General features: G+C 48.2%; 31 protein-coding genes. 23 read left to right on the top strand and 8 right to left on the bottom strand.

Annotated elements, in window-relative coordinates; genetic code table 11:
- Positions 1-291: 291 nt before the first annotated feature.
- From AC2JF8_RS05835 to AC2JF8_RS05825, 3 genes are read left to right on the top strand one after another with little or no spacing between them, the layout of a single operon-like run.
- Positions 292-489 (top strand): helix-turn-helix transcriptional regulator, encoded by a 198-nt coding sequence (locus AC2JF8_RS05835; protein WP_500761960.1) that lies wholly within the window; start codon positions 292-294, stop codon positions 487-489.
- A gap of 32 nt (positions 490-521) precedes the next feature.
- Complete coding sequence (locus tag AC2JF8_RS05830) at positions 522-833, top strand: hypothetical protein (RefSeq protein ID WP_500761958.1); 312 nt, start codon at positions 522-524, stop codon at positions 831-833.
- Positions 834-852: 19 nt separating this feature from the next.
- Positions 853-1,164, top strand: a complete 312-nt coding sequence (locus AC2JF8_RS05825) for a hypothetical protein (RefSeq protein WP_500761956.1) — start codon at positions 853-855, stop codon at positions 1,162-1,164.
- A 124-nt stretch (positions 1,165-1,288) separates the two neighbouring features.
- On the opposite strand, the gene AC2JF8_RS05820 is transcribed toward AC2JF8_RS05825, so the two are convergent.
- The 5 genes from AC2JF8_RS05820 to AC2JF8_RS05800 form a co-directional block, all read right to left on the bottom strand.
- Positions 1,289-1,747, bottom strand: a complete 459-nt coding sequence (locus AC2JF8_RS05820; RefSeq protein WP_500761954.1) for a hypothetical protein — start codon at positions 1,745-1,747, stop codon at positions 1,289-1,291.
- Positions 1,748-1,882: 135 nt separating this feature from the next.
- Complete coding sequence (locus AC2JF8_RS05815; protein ID WP_500761952.1) at positions 1,883-3,181, bottom strand: ABC transporter substrate-binding protein; 1,299 nt, start codon at positions 3,179-3,181, stop codon at positions 1,883-1,885.
- Positions 3,165-3,857, bottom strand: a complete 693-nt coding sequence (locus tag AC2JF8_RS05810; RefSeq protein WP_500761950.1) for a response regulator transcription factor — start codon at positions 3,855-3,857, stop codon at positions 3,165-3,167. The genes AC2JF8_RS05815 and AC2JF8_RS05810 overlap by 17 nt, the downstream gene beginning before the upstream one ends.
- Positions 3,850-5,178 (bottom strand): sensor histidine kinase, encoded by a 1,329-nt coding sequence (locus AC2JF8_RS05805; protein WP_500761948.1) that lies wholly within the window; start codon positions 5,176-5,178, stop codon positions 3,850-3,852. Before AC2JF8_RS05805 ends, AC2JF8_RS05810 begins: the two co-directional genes overlap by 8 nt.
- A complete protein-coding gene (locus tag AC2JF8_RS05800) occupies positions 5,178-6,191 on the bottom strand; it encodes a substrate-binding domain-containing protein (protein WP_500761946.1) in 1,014 nt (337 codons plus the stop codon). Before AC2JF8_RS05800 ends, AC2JF8_RS05805 begins: the two co-directional genes overlap by 1 nt.
- Positions 6,192-6,421: 230 nt before the next feature.
- Between AC2JF8_RS05800 and AC2JF8_RS05795 the strand changes: the two genes are divergently transcribed.
- The 9 genes from AC2JF8_RS05795 to AC2JF8_RS05755 all read left to right on the top strand — a co-directional run bounded on the left by AC2JF8_RS05795 (position 6,422) and on the right by AC2JF8_RS05755 (position 10,921).
- Positions 6,422-6,856 carry a PTS sugar transporter subunit IIA gene (locus AC2JF8_RS05795; protein ID WP_500761944.1) on the top strand — a complete coding sequence of 145 codons (435 nt, stop codon included), beginning with the start codon at positions 6,422-6,424 and terminating at the stop codon, positions 6,854-6,856.
- Positions 6,857-6,871: 15 nt separating this feature from the next.
- Positions 6,872-7,375: a PTS sugar transporter subunit IIB gene (locus AC2JF8_RS05790; protein ID WP_500761942.1), complete on the top strand. Its 504-nt coding sequence runs from the start codon at positions 6,872-6,874 to the stop codon at positions 7,373-7,375.
- Positions 7,376-7,425: 50 nt separating this feature from the next.
- Positions 7,426-8,292 carry a PTS mannose/fructose/sorbose/N-acetylgalactosamine transporter subunit IIC gene (locus AC2JF8_RS05785; protein WP_500761940.1) on the top strand — a complete coding sequence of 289 codons (867 nt, stop codon included), beginning with the start codon at positions 7,426-7,428 and terminating at the stop codon, positions 8,290-8,292.
- Between the two features lie 2 nt (positions 8,293-8,294).
- Positions 8,295-9,137 carry a PTS system mannose/fructose/sorbose family transporter subunit IID gene (locus AC2JF8_RS05780; RefSeq protein WP_500761938.1) on the top strand — a complete coding sequence of 281 codons (843 nt, stop codon included), beginning with the start codon at positions 8,295-8,297 and terminating at the stop codon, positions 9,135-9,137.
- 20 nt (positions 9,138-9,157) lie between these two features.
- On the top strand, positions 9,158-9,451 hold the full coding sequence (locus tag AC2JF8_RS05775) for a DUF202 domain-containing protein (protein ID WP_500761936.1): 294 nt from the start codon (positions 9,158-9,160) through the stop codon (positions 9,449-9,451).
- A gap of 514 nt (positions 9,452-9,965) precedes the next feature.
- Positions 9,966-10,226, top strand: a complete 261-nt coding sequence (locus tag AC2JF8_RS05770; protein ID WP_500761934.1) for a collagen binding domain-containing protein — start codon at positions 9,966-9,968, stop codon at positions 10,224-10,226.
- Positions 10,227-10,340: 114 nt separating this feature from the next.
- Positions 10,341-10,475, top strand: a complete 135-nt coding sequence (locus tag AC2JF8_RS05765) for a hypothetical protein (protein ID WP_500761932.1) — start codon at positions 10,341-10,343, stop codon at positions 10,473-10,475.
- The gene (locus AC2JF8_RS05760) at positions 10,463-10,582 is read left to right on the top strand and encodes a hypothetical protein (RefSeq protein WP_500761930.1); all 120 of its coding nucleotides are present in this window, start codon (positions 10,463-10,465) and stop codon (positions 10,580-10,582) included. The genes AC2JF8_RS05765 and AC2JF8_RS05760 overlap by 13 nt, the downstream gene beginning before the upstream one ends.
- Positions 10,583-10,675: 93 nt before the next feature.
- Positions 10,676-10,921 carry a hypothetical protein gene (locus tag AC2JF8_RS05755; protein ID WP_500761928.1) on the top strand — a complete coding sequence of 82 codons (246 nt, stop codon included), beginning with the start codon at positions 10,676-10,678 and terminating at the stop codon, positions 10,919-10,921.
- A 186-nt stretch (positions 10,922-11,107) separates the two neighbouring features.
- Here AC2JF8_RS05755 and AC2JF8_RS05750 read toward each other — a convergent pair whose 3' ends face one another.
- Positions 11,108-11,764, bottom strand: a complete 657-nt coding sequence (locus AC2JF8_RS05750) for a hypothetical protein (protein WP_500761926.1) — start codon at positions 11,762-11,764, stop codon at positions 11,108-11,110.
- 63 nt (positions 11,765-11,827) lie between these two features.
- On the opposite strand from AC2JF8_RS05750, the gene yaaA reads away from it, so the two are divergent.
- The 11 genes from yaaA to AC2JF8_RS05695 all read left to right on the top strand — a co-directional run bounded on the left by yaaA (position 11,828) and on the right by AC2JF8_RS05695 (position 20,169).
- Positions 11,828-12,595, top strand: a complete 768-nt coding sequence (yaaA, locus tag AC2JF8_RS05745) for a peroxide stress protein YaaA (RefSeq protein WP_500761925.1) — start codon at positions 11,828-11,830, stop codon at positions 12,593-12,595.
- A 59-nt stretch (positions 12,596-12,654) separates the two neighbouring features.
- Positions 12,655-13,260 carry a histidine phosphatase family protein gene (locus tag AC2JF8_RS05740; RefSeq protein ID WP_500761923.1) on the top strand — a complete coding sequence of 202 codons (606 nt, stop codon included), beginning with the start codon at positions 12,655-12,657 and terminating at the stop codon, positions 13,258-13,260.
- A gap of 25 nt (positions 13,261-13,285) precedes the next feature.
- Positions 13,286-14,020, top strand: a complete 735-nt coding sequence (locus AC2JF8_RS05735) for a TetR/AcrR family transcriptional regulator (RefSeq protein ID WP_500761920.1) — start codon at positions 13,286-13,288, stop codon at positions 14,018-14,020.
- Complete coding sequence (locus tag AC2JF8_RS05730) at positions 14,020-15,081, top strand: ABC transporter permease (RefSeq protein ID WP_500761918.1); 1,062 nt, start codon at positions 14,020-14,022, stop codon at positions 15,079-15,081. The genes AC2JF8_RS05735 and AC2JF8_RS05730 overlap by 1 nt, the downstream gene beginning before the upstream one ends.
- Before the next feature lies 1 nt (position 15,082).
- The gene (locus AC2JF8_RS05725) at positions 15,083-15,757 is read left to right on the top strand and encodes an ABC transporter ATP-binding protein (protein WP_500761916.1); all 675 of its coding nucleotides are present in this window, start codon (positions 15,083-15,085) and stop codon (positions 15,755-15,757) included.
- A 409-nt stretch (positions 15,758-16,166) separates the two neighbouring features.
- The gene (locus tag AC2JF8_RS05720; RefSeq protein ID WP_500761914.1) at positions 16,167-16,388 is read left to right on the top strand and encodes a hypothetical protein; all 222 of its coding nucleotides are present in this window, start codon (positions 16,167-16,169) and stop codon (positions 16,386-16,388) included.
- A 115-nt stretch (positions 16,389-16,503) separates the two neighbouring features.
- A complete protein-coding gene (locus tag AC2JF8_RS05715) occupies positions 16,504-17,109 on the top strand; it encodes a TetR/AcrR family transcriptional regulator (protein ID WP_500761912.1) in 606 nt (201 codons plus the stop codon).
- Positions 17,110-17,260: 151 nt separating this feature from the next.
- Positions 17,261-17,800: an NADPH-dependent FMN reductase gene (locus tag AC2JF8_RS05710; RefSeq protein WP_500761910.1), complete on the top strand. Its 540-nt coding sequence runs from the start codon at positions 17,261-17,263 to the stop codon at positions 17,798-17,800.
- A 12-nt stretch (positions 17,801-17,812) separates the two neighbouring features.
- Complete coding sequence (locus AC2JF8_RS05705; RefSeq protein ID WP_500761908.1) at positions 17,813-18,361, top strand: NADPH-dependent FMN reductase; 549 nt, start codon at positions 17,813-17,815, stop codon at positions 18,359-18,361.
- Positions 18,362-18,443: 82 nt separating this feature from the next.
- Positions 18,444-19,235, top strand: a complete 792-nt coding sequence (locus AC2JF8_RS05700) for a tyrosine-protein phosphatase (protein WP_500761906.1) — start codon at positions 18,444-18,446, stop codon at positions 19,233-19,235.
- A gap of 10 nt (positions 19,236-19,245) precedes the next feature.
- On the top strand, positions 19,246-20,169 hold the full coding sequence (locus AC2JF8_RS05695; RefSeq protein ID WP_500761904.1) for an FAD:protein FMN transferase: 924 nt from the start codon (positions 19,246-19,248) through the stop codon (positions 20,167-20,169).
- A 136-nt stretch (positions 20,170-20,305) separates the two neighbouring features.
- On the opposite strand, the gene AC2JF8_RS05690 is transcribed toward AC2JF8_RS05695, so the two are convergent.
- Together AC2JF8_RS05690 and AC2JF8_RS05685 are read right to left on the bottom strand one after the other, a co-directional pair.
- Positions 20,306-21,280, bottom strand: a complete 975-nt coding sequence (locus AC2JF8_RS05690; RefSeq protein ID WP_500761902.1) for a C39 family peptidase — start codon at positions 21,278-21,280, stop codon at positions 20,306-20,308.
- A 109-nt stretch (positions 21,281-21,389) separates the two neighbouring features.
- Positions 21,390-21,926: a CvpA family protein gene (locus AC2JF8_RS05685; RefSeq protein WP_500761900.1), complete on the bottom strand. Its 537-nt coding sequence runs from the start codon at positions 21,924-21,926 to the stop codon at positions 21,390-21,392.
- Positions 21,927-22,004 lie beyond the last annotated feature (78 nt).

The following is a 22,004-nucleotide window of genomic DNA, read 5'->3' as shown; positions in this document are numbered from 1 at the left end:
ATAAAAACCTCCATTTTTTAAGTTGCTATTCGCGCCATAAAAGCGTTTCCCACAATTAATAGTAGATAACAAAAGGGAGATGGTAAATGTAAAACCTGACCAGATAATTGTATTTTCAACGTCTTCTAAAGGACAGCAAAAGGAGAAATTAGAGGGGAAAAACCTGCAACTGAGAGATCGAAAAACAGGCAAATTAATTCGCATTAAATGTAATCTTCTGTTGACATTTAACCGGAATCATCTAGAATAAAATGTAATCATGTGATTACATTTAGCAAAGGAGCTATTGCTTTGATCAAAAATAAACTCAAGGTCCTGCGCGCGCAGAATAATTGGACCCAGGAGCAGTTGGCGGACAAGGTGGGAATTTCCCGGCAGGCGGTCATTTCGATTGAACGGTACAAGTACATGCCGTCTTTGGAACTGGCGTTTAACCTGGCCAAGGCCTTCAATCTGACCGTTACCGACGTCTTTTACCAGGAGGAATAACGCACCTGGGGATTTTTCAAGGAGAAAAGAAAATGAATGTGATGATTAAGAACGTCTTGCTGTTTGGCTTCTACCTGATTTTTGTTTGTTACTGGGGCTACGTGGCTAGGAAGGGCAAGAAGGAGAAAAACGACGAGCGCTGGCAGCTGATTGATGCCAAGTCGGACAGCATCACGCTGAAATTGACTTTGCCGGTCGCCGTGGCTTTGGCCTTCCTGGCACTGAATATCCCGCTCACAAAGCAAAACCTGAGCGGGCAGGTTATTGCCTTCTGCGTCGCCTTGCCCCTAATCATCTGCCTGATCAAGATTGTTGCGCTGAAAGTTTACGAGCACCAACTTTAGGAAGAAAGTAGGAATTAAAATGAACAACTTTGCCAAAGACATGATGTGGCTAGTGTTTATCGCAATTACGTTTATTTACATACGATATGTTTCAAAAACTAAAAATAAAGAAAAAAATGATGAACGCTGGCAGCTAATAAGAGCCAAGTCAGACAGCTTTACCCTAAAATTCATCTTAATAGTAACTGTCGCAATGCTAATGGTAGCTTCTATTGTGACACCACCGCAAGCAGTACTATATAATGTTTTATTGCTGTACTGTGAAACATTGCCATATGGCATTTTCTTTTTAAAGCTATTATCGCTAAAGTATTACGAAAAGCGGTTATAATTCGATATTAGAAAATCAAAAGGAACACAGCTATCTTTGCTGTGTTCCTTTTGGTTATATTGAATATACTACATACATAGGAAGAAATTTGTTTTAACCGGTTTTATTTCGAAATCTTTTTGGATTATTTTTCCCACCTGCAGTGTGTATATCCTTGTTTAGCTGCTTTGCGCAGTGTTGTCTTTGTGATGTGTCCGTGAGCTCGGGTTAAACCGCGGCATCCCGAACTATAATGATATCTCTTGCCGGACGCTGGAGCTATGTAGACAGTCCGGTTGCTGCGTTTATTGACGGCAACTGTTCTTTTGTGAGGTTGTCTTTGGCGACGTGAATATTTCTTTAGGTAAGTTAACTGAGTTTGCTGCTTGGTAAGCCAGGCTAGGCGCCTCTGCTTTGCATGTTTACGCCCCTGAACTCCTTGTTCTTTAACTTGACGGCTAACTGTAGTTTCTGTAGAACGTGCTTCATTTGCATGGTCATTTTTTGCACCAGAGACAAGTTGGCCGTTAGTACTGATTAAAATTATTATTGTTGCGATTAGCCAAAACCACGACTTTTTGCAAAATCGTTTTTGATGTTTCATCAATTCTACCTCCGTATATTCAATTAATTATTGTAGGAAAATAATATATAAACGTCAATGCTTAATTGTTATAAATTTAGGTAGATGAAATTTTTAATGTGTGCAGCTGGCTCTCTTAATAAAGCTTTCTTGTATCTATTCTCCTTCACTCTGGTTGACCTGTAGCTGGATGTTGAACAGCTGCGTTTCAAGGTTTCCGCTTCTGAGTGCATTTTGAATGAGGTAGTCCAGTTTTTCGAGCTTAACGCTGTAATACTTTGACTTCGGCGAAACGGTCCCATCCCGCATTATTGCGTCTAGCTTGTTAACGGTCAGGTTGTGGTAGTTGATGACTTTTTCGTCAAGAATCTTCTGCGCGGCAGCACTTTTAATGATGCTGGGCAGAACGGAAGCTCCCATGTTGGTCTTCATTACCCTCCGCTGCACGTCCTTGCTTGTGCATAGAAGCTTCATAAATTCCCACGCGCCCCGGACGTTGTGCGCCTTGCTGGAGATGGCAAACATTGTGGTTTCCATTGGCGTCGCCTGCACGTTTTTGCGTCCCGGCATCTTGGTGCATTCCCAAAGAAACCGGTTGTCCCGCGTAATATGAAACGGGTAGGAGGTGTACGTGCGGTACTGGGCCAGGCCTAGCGGCATGAAGGCTACGCGCCCCTTGTCGAACAGCTGCGAGGTAACGTTATACGACGGCTGGTCGTTGGTGATGTTTTCGATTAGTGAGAAGGCGCGCCGGACGCTATCCGTCGTCAGCTGCACGCTCTCGTCATTCCTGTCGAAGAGGTTGCTGCCGTATGCAAGTTGCGCGTCCTGCCAGTTGTAGTCCCGCGTCACGCTGTAGTACTTCTGGCGGTTGCCAGCGTGACTGACCCAGTGACATAACTGGTAAAAGTGCTGCGGAGTCCACTCTTGCCGCGGTGTTGGGATCTTCAATTTTTTGAGCAGCGTTTTATTCATTACCATTAAGGTGGGGTTTGCTTCATAGGGCAATGCCAATTGTTTGCCGTTGTACTGGCCCGCCTTAAGCGTGCTCTGGTAAAACGTGGCCGGGCTGATGTTGTCTTCCTGCATGAGCGGCTCCAGGTTCTTGAACGCCCCCTCGCTTGCCAGTGCGCCAAATTCTTGGTCCGGTACAATAATCAGGTCGGGCGTCTTGTTTTCAATAATCTTTTCGCTCAGCCAGTTGCGGTAGTCTTCACGCTGAATGCCGCTTTCGTACCTCACCTTAACGTCGGGGTGGGCCTTTTTGAACTTTTGAATGGCGTAGTCAATCACGTTGTACTGGTGACCGTTGGGCACACCCCAGCTGCTGCTGGTATAAAGCCCAATGGTTAGGGTCTTTTGCTCCTTATTCACGTGGTACTTCCAGAAGATGATGCCGGCAAGCAGGCAGAGAAGCGTTATAACGGCTAGAACTATGCTATTTCTGCGTTTCATTGTCATTATCACCGATGTTTTCGCTTGTGACGCCGGTTTGCACCGCCCAGATTGCCAATTGGGTGCGGTCGCGCAGCTGCAGCTTGTCGAGAATCTTAGATATATAATTGCGCACCGTTCCCTCCGATAAAAACAGCTTGGCCGCAATCTCCTTATTAGAAAGCCCCAGTCCGACCTGTTGAATCACACGCCATTCGTGCCTGGAAAAGTTCTGCGTGTTCTTGTCGTTAACCTGAATCGCGTAGTTGGCTTGAGCCATTTTAGAAAACAGTCGAAAAACCTTGCCTGCAATGTCGGGGTTAATCATCGCACCACCGCTGTAGACGGTCTTGATGGCCTCGTACAGTTCGGTCGTTGAAGCCCCCTTGAGCAGGTAGCCGGACGCGCCGTACTTGAGGGCGCTAAAGATGAAGTCATCGTCATCAAAGGTAGTGAGAATGATGACCTTGATGTCCGGGTATTTTTCCTTAACGTACTTGGTGCACACCGTGCCGTCCATCACGGGCATGCGCACGTCCATCAGGATAATGTCGGGCCGCTCCTTGGGGATGCTATCCAGCACCTCCTGGCCGTTGGCCACCGTTGCGGTGACGGTGAAGTCAGGACTCGCGCTCAGAATAATCTTAAGTGAATCTCTTATGAGTTGCTGGTCGTCCGCAATCATGATCTTAATCATTTGTGTCATCCTCCACTGGAATTACGACGGTCGTGGTAAAACCATTCTGACCGTCAAAACTAATTTTGCCGTTAATAATTGCTACCCGTTCCTTCATCTGCGTGATGCCGTAGCCGGGCTTGATGGTCGCGGTTCCCGTGCCGTTATCCCTAATTACCATTTGGCACGTATTTTGGTCGGGCTTAGTGCAGCTGATGTTTACCTGGCTTGCGTGACCGTGCCGCAGGGAATTGGTAATCGATTCTTCAATGATGCGGAAGACGACGTCTTCGGTTGTTTTTTCGAATTCCGTTGTTCCCCAGTGATATGAAAAGTTGATTTTAATGCGGGAAATATCCGCGTACTCCTGCAGCATCTTCTTGAGCGATTCCTGCAGGGTGTAGTTTTTCAGTGCGCCCGGCCGGATGCGGTTCAGGGCCTTGCGCACGTCCTTGAGCCCCTGCTTGACCGCAACCTGAATCTTGGTCAGCTGCTTCTTGGCCGCGTCCGGATCAATCTCAATCAAAACCAGCGTCGCATCGATTCCGGCCGCAATTCCGGTTAAGGCGTGACCGACGGAGTCGTGAATATCGCGGGCAATCCGCTTTCTTTCCCGGTCCTGTGCAATCCGTTCCGACAGGGCGGCATAGTTTTTCAATTCGTGGTTGGCCTTGGAAGCCAGTGCGAGCTTGTTTTGGATGTCGTTTTCCAAGTTTAGCTGGTAAATGGCAAAGTAAATCAGAATCAGGATGAATAACGCCAGGTTGAGCGTGGCGATGAAGTTTTTCCAAAAGATCAGTGCCGGTCCAATCTTGGCAGGCAAAAAACTCAGGTAGGTGGTCAAATTAGGCAGGGTTGTGAGGCGGCTGAGGATAGAATAGTCCGTCACCAGCAAAACAAGTAGCAGAAAAGCAATTACGATTGTCCAGATTAGGTAATCGTGAAAGTTGTACTGGTTGCGGTTGCTGATAATAAAGTCAACAAAAATAAAGAGAAAAATTCCGTTGTAAGTCATCCGCAAGCTTGCAAAGACGATAATTGCCAGGAGAAATTCGGTCAGGATGACCGAGTTTTTTAATTCCAAATTATGGTTAAACTCGTTGCTGTGGTGGTGAACGGATATCACCACAGCGAGCACCATGAAGCTGCTGATACTCTGCCAAAAAATGGTTTGGGGCGAGTCGGGTATGTGGTGCAACGAGGATAAAAGCTGGTAGGACTGCTCCGTTCTAATAACGTAGTCGGTCGCATATATGAACAGGGTGGCATTGAAGAGGATGGCAAAGAAGTTGAGCCACATCATAATCCGACGCAATAGAATCAGGTGCTTGAACTTGGGCATTATTGCCACCCCAAAACGTTGTAGCGGTTGATGTTTTTGTTTGTAATCAGGTAAACCGGCAGGATGATTTTCCGGGGCACGTTTTTGCCCGCAATCAGCCTGTAAGCCATCTTCACGGCTGTCTTGCCCAGGTTGATCGGTGTCTGGGCAGCGGATGCGATGGCGTTGCGGTTGACGCCGAGCAGCTTCTTCATGTTTTCCGACCCGTCGACACTGTAAACGTCAATTTGCCGTTTGACCCTGACCTCATCGATTGCCGCCAGGGCGCCGACCGCCGCCTGGTCGTTCAAAGCCATGATCGTGTCGAACTTGGGGCCGCGTTTGAGTGCTTTTTCAACGAGGGGCAGAGTAATCTCGGATTGGCCCAACGTGTTGACCTTGCGGACGATGCGGTAGTTTCCTTGGTGCAAGGCATATTTGATTGTATCGGTGAAACCCTGAATGCGGTTGTTGGCGGAATAGGCGGAGTAATGCTCCAAAAGGAAGATGCGCGCCCTTTTTTTGTGTCGCAAAAGGTAGCGTCCGCACAGCTGCCCCGCCCGGTAATTATTGGAAAGGATGGTGCAGTCACTGTAGCGAGCCGACTTCATTTGCGAGTCGACGACGACGATCTTGATGCCCTTGTTGTGGGCTCGGCGCAGCGCATTCTGAATTTTGATGCTGTTGCCGTCCACCGGATTAATAATGATGGCACTCACGCCGCGGGCGATAAAAGAATTCAGCTCCTCTACCTGCTTGTCGACAATCAGCGCGGGGTCACGGTTGTACAGGCGCCCGTGACGGTAGTCGACGTAGTTGGCAACCTGTTCGTTCAGAACGGGGTAGAAGCTGTTATTCATGGTCATGTACGTAGCACCAATTTTGACCTGCTTTTTCTGGCTGGGATTGGCAATAAATATCCCAAAAACCGCCAGTACAAGGGAAGCAGCTATAAAAAGCTCTGTGCCCAGCAGCGCTTTTGTTCGGCCACCACGGGAATTATTATGGTGCTTTCGAAATCTGCGCATGTTCATATGTCCATATGGCCCTCTCATCAATTCAACTAATTGCATAAGCACTTGTACGTATTTGCTTCTTATTTTAATTATTGCCGAAAAAGCTGCCGCAATCAACAAAATCGCGAAAGTGCTTTCAAAAATATGACATTTGTCACATTTACTTTAGTGACATTTGGCACTGTGAGCGCATCCAAAGATTGTGGTATTTTTAACTTACTTAAATTGAAGAAGAGGGGGATGAAATCTTGAGATACGTGATTTTAGTTTCACACGGGCAGTTTGCCGAAGGCATTAAGTCGTCACTAGACATGTTTGCCGGCGATGCTACCCAGCGCTGTTTTGCCCTATGTCTGCACAACGGCGAATCTGCGGATGACTTTGGCAAGAAGGTTACTGAATTTTTGCAGAAAAAGCAGTTCACCAAGGATGACGACTTTGTTGTGCTTGCCGATATTATCGGGGGCAGCCCGCTAACCACGTTTTTGGACTTGTTTGCGGCCCAAGGCTACTTAGAAAATAGTGTTGTGTTAGGCGGCGTGAACTTTTCAATGGCACTTACAGCGGTGGTTTCCCTGGATGTGATGAGCAAGGAACAGCTGGTGGAAGCGGCCTTGAGCGAGGGCCAAAAGGCAATGAAGCAGTATGAAGTGGCGTCTAGCGCAGCGGAAGACGATATTTAATTGAGGAGGAAAAACATGACAGTTTCATTAATTAGGGTGGATGACAGAATAATCCATGGATTGATTACTACTCGGTGGGCCAAAGAGCGTCCTTGTGACGGCATTATTGCGGTTAACGATAAGGCTGCATCAAACCCCATCTTGAAGTCAACTTACAAGACTGCTGGTGAAGACCAGGGCAAGAAAACCTTTGTCTGGACGATGGATCACTTTAAGGACGTGCAAGACAAGGTATTGAACTCAAAGACGCGTTACTTCCTAATTACTAAGAACCCGCAGGACATGAAACACATCCTGGTTGATCTCAATTTTGTTCCCAGTGACCAGCAGGAATTGATTGTCGGTCCCGGCAACGACCGCCCCGGTGCAATCAAGCTGGGCAACAACCAGTCATTTACGCCGGAAGAGGCTGAAGCCTTTGAGGAGATCAGCAAGAAGGGCTACAAGGTTCACTTTGCGCTGCTTCCGGACAAACAGCTAGGCTACTGGGACAAATTCAGGGGCAAGTTTGGCTATTAAGTCAAGAAACTATTCTTAAAGTTTGTTTTTATTGAAAAGAAGGAGAAAAAATGACTATAAGTTGGTTACAGGCCGCTATTCTGGGAGTTTTTGCATGTTTGTGCTCAAATTCCTGTATGGCCGGCCAAGCAGTGGGCAATTATACGATCGGGCGACCGCTAGTCGGCGGACTGGTCTGCGGGATTGTCTTGGGGAATCTGCCACTGGGCATTGCCTGTGGCGTGGCAACGCAGTTGGTTTACATCGCGCTTGTTACCCCCGGTGGTACCGTTGCCGCTGACGTGCGGGCAATTTCATATATTGGTATACCCCTGGCAATGGTTGCGATTTCGTCACGTGGCTTGAGTCCGATGAGTTCGGAAGCCGCAAATATGGCCAAGTCGCTTGCTACATTAGTAGGTACAGTCGGTTCCGTTTTGTTCTATGCCGTTGCCTTCATGAACTTGATCTGGCAGGCTTTCGGCTGGAAGGATATTGAGAAGGGCAAGCTGAACCGTCTTTACGGCGTTGACTTCGGCTGGCCGTGGGTATCACACCTGGTATTCTCATTTTTGCCTACGCTGCTCATGACCCACTTCGGTGCACAAGCCGTTACGGCGCTGAGAACTGCCCTCCCAATGGATGGCATCCCGATGAAGACGCTGTTCACCGTTGGTGCAATGCTTCCGTGTGTCGGTATTGCAATCTTGCTGCGGCAAATTATCAACAAGGCGCTTGACTTTATTCCCTTCCTCGTTGGTTTTACTTTAGCAGCGTCTTTGCACTTAAACCTGGTTGCGGTTACGGTTATTTCATTACTGTTCGCCGTAATTATGTACGAAATTGAAATGGCAAAGGGCGCAGATAATTCGGGCTCAACTCAGACCGCTGCCGCTTCAACTGGCATTGCTGATGACGACGAAGAGGAGGATATCTAAAGATGGATGTTGAGAAGAAGAAATTAAGCCGCAAGACTTTGAACAAGTCCTTTAACCTGTGGTTTTGGGGCGCGCTAACCTGTTTTTCACAGGAGCACATGCAGACCTTTGGATACCTGTGTTCCATGCTGCCAATCATTAAGGAATTGTATCCGCATGATAACGAAACCCAAACCGAAAACATCAAGGCCTACACGGCATTTTTTAACACGAATCCGATGCTGGGTACGGTCATCATTGGTGCCACTGCCAGCCTCGAAGAAGCCCGTGCTAACGGTGAAAACATCGACGGCCAGACCATCAACGATATGCGTGCCGGCTTGATGGGTCCGATTGCTGGTATTGGCGATTCCCTGATCGATGGAACTCTGATTCCAATTTTGCTTGGTATTGCCTTGGGCATGTCACGAAATGGTTCACCCGTCGGTGCAATCTTCTACATCATTGCTTGGGACCTGATTGCATACTTTGGACAACGCTTCTTGTACTTTCGTGGTTACAAGCTAGGTGATCAAGCTGTTGGCTTCCTGGTTGGTAAGCAGGGCAAGGCAGTGCGCCGGGCAATTTCGATTGTCGGTGGCATGGTTGTCGGAGGCGTTTTGGCCACTTGGGTTAACGTTACGACCTCACTGCAATTGAAGGACTCTACGGGCCACGTCTTCCTCGACTTACAAAAGCAACTCGACGGGATTTTTCCCGGCCTCCTGACCGTTATCGTGACGCTGTTCTGCTGGTGGCTAATGGCTAAAAAGCACGTTTCGGCCATCTGGACGATGATCATCCTGATTGGCGTCGCTCTTATCGGTGTTGTTCTTGGCGTATTCAACCCGGGATTGAAATACTAACTTCAAAATGGAGAAAAGGCATGACTATTAAAGAATTAACTGCTGGTTACCAGAAGGAAGTAAATTACCAGAAAAAGATGCTGCGCAACCTGCAGTATTGGCTGCAGACGTTTCTGTCCGTCGGGGCGATTGGCCTGGTGCTGTGCTACTACTTTTATGGCAAAACCACCTGGTTATTCGTTCTTGGCGTGCTAATGCTAGGTGTTGGTGCACTCGGTGCTGCGGTGATAGCCTATGGCAAACATCGCGGTAAGCAGAACGTCAAGCTGGTGATTGCCGATTACCAAAAGAAGATTGAATATTTTAAAAAGTAGAATGTTGCTTGCTCAAAAAGTTATTCGATTTCTAGAGTCTGGGAAAAAAGTGCTCTTGAAGTTAAATTGAAAAATTTCACAATTTAAAAAGGCTGATAAATCAACGTTTGATTAATGTGATTTGTCAGCCTTTTTAGTTAGATTAGAGTTTTTTCCCAGACTCTTTTATTTTGTCCGCCACCCTGTTTTCTAATAATAGAAAGAGTAGATATGGTGTATGTTAGTTGACTCAAGTTGTGCTTATAATACTATTTGTATTAAAGAAAAATTGAATTTTTATTGCTTGCTGAGAGTAATTAATCAGGATTCATAGCTAGCCCAAATCAATTTGCTAAAGACAAGCTATAACTAACGCAGAATAGATAATGCAGAATAGAATTTTTAATTAGAGAACATAGAAAACGACTGAGAGGGCGTTGGACGTGTATAAAAAATTTAAAACCTACTTTGCGCTACTACCATTATTTTTTCTCTCCTTAGTAGTTCAGTAATTGCTCTAGCGGTCTCTCGCCTGGTGAGACCTTCTACCAGTGGGCCGATTATGATTCCAACGTCCCACACAATCTACTGGCGTGCCTGGTTTAACATTGCGCGCCGGAATATCAAAGATGCGGTATACGCGAACGAGCTTGATCACAACCAAAAACTGGTCAGTGGCTCTGTTAAGCTAACTAAGCTCAGGTACCACAACAACGGTTTAAACTACGATACTATTTATACGTACCGCAATAGTGTTACCACAGAAAGGTCACGTCGGGCTTTAAAACTATCCTAGGTGACATCGAAGATATGGTTATGTTTGATTGCACGACTGGAGTGACCAATGGTGGTGCCACGTATCATTATGAGAATATGGGTATTTTGAACGGTGACAACCAGCTGCTTAAAAATGACCGTCCCTAGCCCGTTTAATGGTGGCGGTGAGGATGTAAACTTTCCGTGGACCGAGATAGATCTTACGGGCACGAAGACCTGGGATGACAACCAGAAAAAAGACGGTCTAAGTCAATCATGGTACACCTAGTAATCAAGGGACCCAATGGCGAATTGAATCAACCACTCCAAAGCAAAGTAGTTACGGCCAAGGACAACTGGCAATGCAGCTTCAAAGATGTGCCGGTCTATGATTGAACAGGGCAGCCCAGCCAGCATGGAAGACAAAGTGGCGGATTACAAAGTTATTAGCCCAATTGGTGTGAATCTGACTAACAAATACACAGCACTGTGCCAACGCCGCCAGACAACGGTGACAAGAGCGCGCCGGCTGAATATCTAGCAAAGCCGGGCAGCACCACTCCTAACAATGCAAAAGGCAAGGGCAGGTGTCCTTCAGGAGTCGTTCCGTCTCAGCCTGCAAAAGCAGTGACTAATATTGGTAAAGATAAGCGGACGCAAAGAGACAAGGCTGATAAGCAATCTGCTAAAAAGCATCTGGTGCCCAAAACCGGTACCGAAATGCGACCAGCTTAGTGGTAATATGCGTACTGCTTGTTTTGATTGTTAGTGCAATCGCTTTTAAAAAGAGACGGGTCTAATAAATGTAATAGTTCTATTGCTTAGAAAGCGGACCGTTTCATCATAATTAGCGGAGCAAAATGGGAAGACCGAAGTTTTAAACTTGCGGTCTTCCCATTTGGATTGTTCATAAATCAATTGCTAAAATTTGGTTTCCTTGATGTCATCTTCTGGCCGGTGGTCCTGAATCCGTACGACCTGCCAAGCCAGCGCGCTGTCCGGCATGTCGCTAAGGTCAACGGTCAGCTTGTCATTTTCGTAGGTAAAAGTCGGCTCGGTTCGTTCCTCGATCATCTCAATGCGGTTGGGCGCCTGGGCCAGCCCGGTAACTATGAGCTGACGCGGTATTGGCTTCTTAAGGAAAATATATTTCTGGTAGGGCATGTGTCGGTTTTGCAGGACAAAGCCGTGGTCGACCTGGAGGCTGCATGGTTCGCCTTCATTGAGTGCGTGACCAAAAAGGTGCATCCAGTTGTTGATGCGGTCAAGCAGCGCACTGCTTTCCGCAGTCAAGCTGCCGTCATCATTGAGGGCAATGTCGATATATGCGCTCTTACCGTCCCTACGGCTTTGCACAATCTGGTCAATCACGTTTGCGTCTGTCAGTTTGCTCCCGACGTGCTCGTCAACCAGTGCAATCGTGTACTTTTGGCCGGCCCGTGCAAATTCGGCTTGCGCACCGTTTGAGCTGATGGCACGGGCACCGATATTGCGTGCAGTCTTGACCAAGAAGTCGGCGTCTGCATTTTGACCGGCTTTTAGCTTAAAATTTAGGATGATAGCAAAATCAGGATTCATTAGTTCTCTCTCCTCAATACATGTTAGTATTAAGTTTAACGCAAAAGGGGGAAATTACGAAAGATGAAAATTATTATCTCACCCGCGATGAAGATGAAGGTCGACCAGGAGTCCTTTCCCGTTAGGTCTACACCGCAGTTTTTGCGGGAGGCTGGCGAATTGGCGGCTTTTCTTAAGCAGTGCAGTGCGGCAGAATTGCAGCAAATCTGGCAGTCAAGCGCGCGCACGACCAAGGAGGGCTGCCGGCAGTTGGAAGTGATCGACCTGACGCAGACAACAGGGCTGACGCCGGCAGTTATTTCTTACTCGGGCATCCAGTACCAGTACATGGCGGCGGATTTGTTTACCACGTCGGCGCTTGATTACCTGCAAGAGAATGTCCGCATCCTTTCCGGCCTTTACGGTGTCTTGCGTCCCTTCGACGGCGTCTGGCCGTACCGTTTGGAAATGAAGAACAAGGCAGCCGGGTTCCGCGAGCCCAACCTGTATAAGTTCTGGGGGAGCCGCCTGGCCGACAACCTCTTTAGTGAAGACAACGTGGTGGTCAACCTGGCCTCCAAGGAATATTCGCAGAGTATCGCACCCTATGCGACTGGCTCGCGCCAGCTGCTCAACGTCATCTTCCAGGAAGAGAAAAACGGCCAGTGGAAGACCGTCGGCGTGCACGCCAAGATGGCCCGCGGCGAAATGACGCGTTTTATTGCCGAGCGGGGACTGACTGCGCCCGAGCAGCTGCAAGATTTCAATGACTTTGGTTTTGAATACGATTCTGCCGTCAGCACTCCGAGCGCCTACGTCTTCAGGACCAAATTTGACTTTAAAAGGCGGTAGAAACGCACGCCCGGGAATTAGCAGCTAAACAAAGTATACCTATGAAAAGCGAGGATAATATGGAAATTGTTTTTGTTCGTCACGGTCAGACCGACCTGAATAAGACGGGGCGCATACAAGGGGCGCTTTTTGACCACGACCTGGATGAAGAGGGGCGCGCTTACGCAGAAAGAGCCGCAGCCCACTTCGATCCGACGCCGTTTGACCTTGTCTTCTCCAGCCCCATGAAGCGGGCGCTGACAACCGCCCGGATTTTTACCAAGGGGCAAAAGAAGATCAACGTAGACCAGCGCCTAATTGAGTTTAACTTCGGCGAGTGGGACGGCCAGTACCTTAAAGAATTAGGGCAAAAGCACCCCGATGCGGTTGATCCCTGGGGCAAGGCCAGTGCTGCTTACGTTAAGTATGCACCAAGCGGCGAGACCTTTGCCGAGCTCGACCGGCGTTGTGGCAGCTTCTTGGCCGACATGCGGAAAAAATTCCCGCAGCAAAGAATCCTGGTGGTTTGTCACGGCACCCTTATCCGGATGATGTTTGCCCACTTTTTTGCAGATGGTGACATGAACTTCTTTGAAACGATGGACAACTGTGCCCTGGCAAAAATTTCTGTTCGCGCCGGCATTGTGCGCATTAATTACTATAACCGCTCCCTGGTTTTTGACTGATTGAATAAGCCCAGGTCCCCTCATAATGAGTGGGGCCTTTTTTGCGGCCGCAAATAGTCAACGGGCAAAACCGAAGAACGGCTACCAACTGGACTTTATCCTAAATTTAACGGCCACGCTGACCAAAGCTGCCCCCAAACTAAAAACTATTTTTAAGTTGACGAACGCGTTTTCAAGCGGTATTCTTTTAGAAAGTGACACGGTGTCACTTATGGGGTACAGGAAGGTGTTGACGAAAATGGTGAAGACAACTTTTACGAATTTGTCGGCGTCCAAGAAGGACCTGATCCGTCAGGCTCTGCTGCATGAATTCAGTAGCTATCCCCTACAAAAGGCGCAGGTTGCGCGGATTGTCAAGGATGCGGGAATCGCGCGCGGCGCCTTTTACAAGTATTTTACCGATTTGACCGACGCGTACCTCTACCTCTACCACTGTGCGATGCAGGAGATTCATGCCGGCTTCAAGCGGCAGGTCTCATTTAAGCCGCAGGTTTATTACCAGGCTGTGGTCGAGTTTATTGAGCAGACCCAGTCGAGCAAATACGCGCGCCTGGTAAGAATGCACGTGCTGTTTAATGAAAATACGGTTGCCGAGCCGTTTCCATCTGACGCTCTGCGTAAGCTTGACTCGCAGACGTGGAGCGCGATGGTTCTTAGCCACGCGGCCATTCACATGGTGCTTGAAAATCCTGCGCAGAAGGAAGTTGTACTGGACCGCTTTAAGGCAGGTCTTGAATTACTAGACAAGGGAGTAAATTAGTGTTTTTAGCAATTAAAGAAATTAAACGGGAAAAATTGCGTTACGGCTTGATTATTTTGATGATTTTCTTGATCAGCTACCTGATTTTTGTACTATCGTCACTGGCAGTTGGCCTGGCTAGCCAAAACACGCAGGCGCTTGAGTCGTGGGGGGCAAAGCAGGTGGTATTGAACAAGAATGCCAACGTCAACATGAGTCAGTCAGTGTTAACCAAGGAGGACCTGAAGGACGCCAAAATCACCAAAGACGAGGCGCTGGTTGGACAAACGCCGGTGGTCGTCAAGGATAAGAAGCGTCCGCAGGTGTCTTCCCAGTTCATCGGCGTCAAGAAGTCCCAGTTCATTTACGCCAACCAGGGATTGATTGCCGGCAGAAGGGCCAAGAAGGACACCGAGATCGTGGTTGACCAGGCCTTTAAGATTAAGGGCTACAAGCTCGGTGATAAGTTGGAACTGAACGGTTCGAAGACCAAATATCGGATAGTCGGTTTTGTCAAAAACGCAAAGATCAACATCGCTCCCATAACCTACGGCACGCTTTCAAGCTGGAAGAAGCTTCGCCGCGGAATGCCGGATATGCGCGCTTCGGCGATTATTTCCCGCCGGCAAAATTTCCGCTATAACCATAAAGACGGCAAGACTTATCCCGTCAAGACCTTTATCAGCAAGCTTCCGGGCTACACCGCCCAGAACATGACCTTTGAACTGATGATTGGCTTTCTCTTTGTTATTTCGTTGATTATTATTGCCGTCTTCTTGTACATTTTAACTATTCAAAAGATGCACAACTACGCGGTCATGCGTGCACAGGGCATTCCTAGCAGCACGCTGGTCAATGCGACGATCAGCCAGTCCGTTATTTTGGTTGTCTGCGGCGTGGTGCTCGGTTTGCTGGCGCTGGCGGCAACGGCCAAACTGCTGCCGGCAGCGGTTCCGATGAGTTTTACGCCTCAGATTATTGTGAGCGGAACGGTCGGCCTGCTCCTAATGGGAGTCATCGGCAGCCTGATTCCGGTACGGTCAATCCTTAAAGTAGATCCTGTAAAGGCAATAGGTGAATAAGATGGCAATTATCGAATTAAAAAACGTTAAAAAGGTATACGGGAAGGGTGCGGCCGAAGTTGTTGCGCTTAAAAAGATTGACTTCAAGGCAAACAAGGGTGAAGTGGTCCTCATCATGGGTCCATCCGGTGCCGGCAAGAGCACGTTTTTAACGATTGCCGGATCGCTGCAGAAGCCGACCGCCGGCCGGGTTTTGATTAGTAACGAGGACATTGCACAGCTCTCTGCTAAGGGCAGCAACAACTTGCGCCTGAATCACCTGGGCTTTGTCCTGCAGTCCTATAACCTGGTGCCGTTTTTGACCGTGAAGGAACAGTTCGAACTCGTTGATCGCGTTAAAAAGGGCGGCAACATTGACCGGGAGGCCCTGCACAACTTGCTCGACCGCCTGGGCATTATGAATCTGGTTGACAAGTATCCGGGAGAACTATCGGGCGGTCAGCAGCAGCGTGCCGCAATTGCACGTGCGCTCTATGCTAACCCTGAGGTTTTATTAGCCGATGAGCCCACGGCTTCGCTCGACAGCAAGAACGTTGACGAGGTGGGACAGTTGTTCAAGGACCTGGCTAAGGAGTATAAGAAGGCCGTCATCCTGGTAACGCACGACCCCCGTCTAGAAAAATACGCCGATCACATTTATGAAATGATGGACGGAGAAATGACCAAGAAAAAGTAGCCGGAGAATTCAAACAAAAAAATAAATTCAGGATGTCCAATTTTTGCGTGTAAAGTTGGGCATTTTTGGTACAGAGGTAAATTTAAAAGCGCCTTGTTAAAATGATAAGTGCTGCTTGCTGTACAATGAAAATATGAGTGGTCGAATAAAGGTAAAAAGCGCTTTATCCTTGACAAAACAGTTTTAAGTTTACTATTCTAACATAAGATAACTGGCTGTTATTTTTAAAACTATCTGATTGGCAATTTGTACTGGAATAAGCCGATCTGACCGCTTTATGGTAGTTAGTCAGTTGTTCAAAAGAGCATCGTGCGTGTGTATGAATGTTATACAATCCGTTTTTTTAGCGCTTGGTTCGGGGCAAAATGACCTGATCAAAAGTTAAAATTGTTATAAATGGGGTAAAAAAATGAATGAGGTTCCAAAGGATAAGTCGATTGAATTGTCAACGGACTATCAAAATAATAGCATTAACATGAATTTTTCTGAGGATCTGACGGATGACCGCGAGCGGGGCTATATCCTGTCTGCCGCCTTCTTCTCTTTTTGTGCGTCACAGGGGCTGAGCAAGGCCGAGGTGAGCGACATGGTGTCTTCCTATTACGACGAGTTTTTGGATAGCAACGCTTGACGCTGTTGGCGTGAATATTTTGTAACGTAGGCAAAGCGTTTTTTGCAGCTAATAGGCGGCACCGCCCGTTTAAAGAAGCAAGGAACGCTTTTTAGTTGATCTGGGGAAGACCGAGATGGCGAGAAAAAAAGAAATAGGACGAAATAAGATTTTAAATATTGCCTATAAGATGGTTGTCAAGGATGGCATTGAGAGCCTGACTGCGCGCGGTATTGCCAAGGCGGGGCACTTCTCAACACAGCCCTTGTACCTTGAATTCAGCAGTATGGATGAATTGCGCAAGGAAGTTTTGCGCAAGATTGCGGATAACCTGAGAAACCATATCCTGCAAAAAGAGTATACGGGCAAGCCGTTAATCGACATTGACTTGTCCTACATTGACTTTGCCCAGGAACACGAGAACCTTTTCCGGGCGATGTTTGTTGATGGCAAGTTTGGCAGCGAGATTATTGCAAATACGCTAATTGACCTGGGCGTTGCCAAGTTCAAGGAACAATACGTGGACAAGAACTATAATAAAGAGAGGATTAAAAATATTGTCATTGCCAATTGGATTACCACGATTGGAATTGCATCGCTAATTGTTAATGAGATTGCCAAGTTTTCACAGGTACAGATTGTGAACGTGCTAAAAGCGCAGCTTAACGACGCGATCCTGAATGACTGGCTGAGCAAGACCAGCGAAGTCACGCTATTCGGTTCTGTAGATGGTCCAGAATAAGGTAAATAGTTGCTTGAGGAAGGAGCGGGTCCGCAAGGGGCGCCGTTTTTTTTACAAAATTTATGCTTGGGGCAAAGCGCAAGTTTGTATCAAATAAATTTGGATAATGCTATAATGACGTTAGAAATTAGTTTTCTGAAAGGTGGTTTTTATGAAAATCCTTGCATTATCTGGCTCAAATGCCAATAATTCTTTTAATGAAGCGTTGCTTAAGTTTATTACTAAGCACTTCGCTGACAGGTATGATTTTAAACTAGCAACCGTTAAAGGGGTGCCAATGTTTAAAGAGGGTGAAGAGCTCCCAGAATCCGTTAAGTCTTTGCAAAAAGACGTCGAGGCTGCGGACTTGGTACTGATCGGTTCACCAGAACAGCAGCACTCGGTAACCAGTGCTCTGAGCAGTACGCTTGAGTGGCTGTCATGCGATATTCACCCGTTTAAGGGCAAGCCGGTAGCTATTGTTTCAACTTCACCAATGCCTCAAGGCGCATCTCGTTCACAAACCCGGTTAAAGAGTTTGTTGACCGCACCTGGTTTTGGTTCAATCGTCTTTAACGGCGATGAGTTTATGATGGGTACCGCGCCAACACAATTTGATGACAATGGTGACCTGACAGACAAGTCAACCGTTGAATTCTTAGGTCACTTCTTCGATGAAGTTGATGAATGGTACACACAAGTTACTAAGTAAGGAGGACCAAGAATGAAATTATTAGCAATTGTTGGTACAAATGCATCTTTTTCATATAATCGTTTATTAGCGCAATTTATTGCTAAGCATTATAGTGATAAGGCTGACATTGAAGTAAAGGAAATTGACAAGCTTACACCTTTCTGCAGAACAGAAATGGCCGATGATTCAATCAAGGCTTGGATTGAAGATATTAAGAGCGCCGATGGCGTTATTATTACCACGCCTGAATACGACCACGTGATTCCAGCTGCCTTAAAGAGCAGTCTGGAGTGGCTTGGTTCACACGCTGGTCCAAACGTGATGAAGATGAAGCCGGTAGCCGTTGCTGGTGCCTCTTTTGGCGGTCAGGGTTCCGGCCGTGCACAGGAAGACATTCGTGAAATCCTGCTTTCACCTGATATGAGCGCTAACGTTTTACCAGGCAACGAAGTCTTGATTGGTCAAGCTCCAGCCAAGTTTAACAAAGAGACTGGCGAGTTGACCGATGAAGCAACCATCAAGCAATTGGATGGCATGATGGACAACTTTATCAAGTTTGTTGAACAAGCAAATAAGTAATTTTTTGCTAGTTTGACTGGCAGAGAGTAAAATAACCGGATAGGAGTATCTATCCGGCTATTTTTTTAGAGAGGATTTTTGCATGTCTGAACCAGTTGTTTTACCAGTAAAATCTGTTCGTAACCCCCGTGACCTCGGCGGCTACAGCGGTCTTGACGGACGCTTGATCAAATCCCACCGCCTCCTGCGAACCGGCAATATTAGTGAAATAACGGCTCAGGATGAAAAGTTTCTGCTTGATTACGGCGTCAGCAAAATAATCGACCTGCGTTCGCCGGCTGAATGCAAGAACAGTCCCGATAAGGTTATGCCGGGCGTGGCACACTATGCGTGTCCGCTATCGGTTGAAGACAATACGGGCGGCAACGGCCTGGACATGGAGGCTGAATTTGCGCAGTACCGCCGCGACCAGTATGCCGGCCTGCGCATGATGTGCAAGCGCTATAAGCGGCATATACTGGCTAAGCCCGCCCAGCAGAGCTTTCACCGGATCATTGCGTTGATGGCCGGGTCAACCGGCGGCGCCATTTTGTACCACTGCTCCGAGGGCAAGGACCGGACCGGATTGGTCACGCTGATTCTTTTACGCATTTTGGGCGTTGACATGGAAACAATCAGACGGGATTACCTGTATTCAAACTGGATGCTCAATGACTACCGGGCCCAGCGCGATCTGCGGTTTAAGAGAGACGGCGAAAACGATTGCTTCCGGGCCAACATGCGTGTCCTGGGCTCCGTTTCGGACGCCTTCCTGGATACCAGCCTCATCACCATTAACGAGAACTTTGGCGGGCTGGACGCATATATTAGTGATGTGTTAGACATCGACCAGCAGATGCAGGATGTATTGAGAGAAAAATATTTGGAAAAATAGGAATAATGAAATGATTGAAAATTTAGCTTTAGAGCAAGAAGTGGACCAGCACCACGCGCTGGGCACGACGATTACCCTGCAGGTCTTTGGGGCCCAGAACAAGAACATAATTAATGACTCGTTTGACCTGATCGACCACTACGAGGACCTCTTGACAGTCAACCGCGACCAGTCTGAAGTGATGGACGTGAACCACGCGGCCGGCAAAAATGCGGTCCAGGTCTCCAGCGGCACGTACAGCCTGATCAAGCTGGCCGTCAAGGAGAGCCAGGCCAACTTTGGCTTCAACGCCCTCATTGGTCCGCTCGTCAAATTGTGGTCGATTGGCTTCAAGGACGCGCACGTGCCGACCGAAGAGCAGATCGCGGAAAAAATGAAGCTGATTGATCCCTTTAAGGTGGAGCTAGACGATCAGAACCAGACGGTCTTCTTGCGGCAAGCGGGAATGGAGCTTGACCTGGGCGGGATTGCCAAGGGCTGGATTGCGGACCGCATCCGCGATTTTTGGCGTGCCTACGGCGTACAAGCGGGCATCATCAACCTGGGCGGCAACGTCCTGCTCGTGGGCGATTCGCCCAAGCGGACCAGCGGCCAGTGGTCGATTGGCGTGCAGGATCCTAAGGAGCCGCGCGGCAAGAACATCGCATCCGTGATGGTGCCGCAGTGTTCGGCCGTTACCAGCGGGACGTACGAGCGCTACCTGGTGGTTGACGGGCACAAGTACCACCACCTGATTGACCCGCGGACCGGCCACCCAGTGGAGACGGACCTGGCCGGGGTCACCACGTTCACCAAGGATTCGGTGGAAGCCGAGATTGAGTGCAAGCGCCTCTTCTTTGCTGGCCATCCGCTTGAAGGCTGGCACGATGACCCAGACCGGTTGGGTGCCGTCTTCGTGTATAACGACGACCACGTGGAGTACGACAACTTTTAGCGTTAATCCACCCAGGCTGTGATGGTTATCGTCAGCTCAGGATTATGACCGTGGTAGCTGGTGATTGCTCTAAAACTATTGGCTATAAAAAATGACCCCCGAGCTTCAAGCTTGGGGGTCATTTTACTTTACATCCTTATTTAATGGTCAGCGCCTTGTGGCAGAATTCGTTCTGGATGGCGGACTTGGGTACCCAGGCGATGGCGCCGTGGTCGTACGCCATGTTCTTGCCGCCCGTGCCGGCCTTGTCGAACTTGGAATAGTAGAGCGGGTCGTAAACTAGGAATTTGCCCTTCTTGTAGCCGGTGATTACCTTGCAGTGGTTGCGGACATAATCGCCCGGCTTCTGGTAGGACGAAAAGCCGTAGTAAAGAACCGGCTTGCCGGCCTGAACGTACATCTTCATGTCGTTAACGGTTAATTTTTTGCCGGAAACGTTAATGACCTTCTTGCCCTTCTTGAAGGTACGGGCATACTTGGCTAGCGCACCCGGGCTGATGACGTAGCCGAAGCCCACGCCGGTGTAAACATTGCCCTTTTGGCCGCCCTTAGTCGGCTGCATTGGTAGGTTGTCTTGAATCTTCTTGAGCAGGCCCGTGGTAATCTTTTGACCCTGCGCGCCCAGCAGCATGGCCATCGAAGCGCCGGCACAGCCCCACGGAGTTTTGACGGGCACGTATTGGCTCACGTAAGGCGCATCAACCAGCTTGGACTGGTTGGGTCTAGCCACGGCCTTCTTGTTGATGTAGCCAATGGCTTTCTTGCCCTTCTTGTTGATCCAGTAGTAGGTCTTGCCGTTGTGGGTGAAGGTGTGGTTGACGTTAAAGGCCTGGTGGAAATATTTCTTGCCAGGCTGTTTGTTTTCAAACGCACCCTGGTAAATGCCGTAGTTCTTCTTGACCACGGCCACCTTGAAGGTCTTAACTTTCTTGGCTGAGCTTGGGGCCTGGGCAATCTTTGCGGCCGTGGTGTTAGTCTGCTGAGCTTGGGCCGGCGCGCCCGTCGTGTCAGCACTGACAACCGCGCTAAGGGCGCTGGTGCAGACTGGTGCCGCCATCAAAACTGCCGCCGCAACAGTTGCAAATTTCTTTAAGACAAATGTTTTTTTCACTGTGTTCCTCCCTGACTTGATGAATGGATTCGTTTACAAAAATAGTTTACTACAAAAAAATAAGAAAAACTAGTAACCGCAGTCATGCATAGGCGAGAAAAATTGCTCGTTAGGCCGTGGTCCGGCTGATGCTGAAGATGCTGTTGAATAGTCCGTTGGATAAGCCGGGCGTACTGTAGATGATGAAGCGCAGAAGCGAGGAATCCAGCGTCTGCTGGATGAACCAGGGGTTCTGCAGCGCGTTGAGCATCGACAGGATAATGTAAACGAAGAAGTAGCTGGCGAAGAAGGACACAATGGCGCCCAGAGTACCGTCAAGGATGGTACCGAAGCTCGTCGTGTGCGGATTCTTGGTCGGCAGCCAGCCCTTGAATACCTTCATGACCGTCTTGCCTACAAACAGAATAATGAAGAAGGCAAGAAACCGAAAGAGCATCAGATTTGTCCCCGGCGCCAGGGTGGTTTGAATATCCTGCCCGGTGACCTGGCCGTAAATGAAGTTGCCAAGCGGATTCTGGAAGAGGATAGCGGCGATGAAAACGATGGCAGCGAAGACCAGGTTAACGACCAGCCGGGTAAAACCGGTCTGGTAGCCGCGGTACGTTTTAAGGCCAAGATAGATTAGAACAATAAGGGTAACAAGCATGTTTTTCTCCTTTGACGGTATTATAGTCTATTTTTGGTAATTAGACTTTGACGACCGTCGAAAAATATTTCATAATTA

It is taken from the genome of Lactobacillus sp. CA30L (assembly GCF_059900845.1).
Note: the sequence above shows the minus strand (reverse complement) of the source record. Positions and strands in the feature narration are given on the sequence as shown.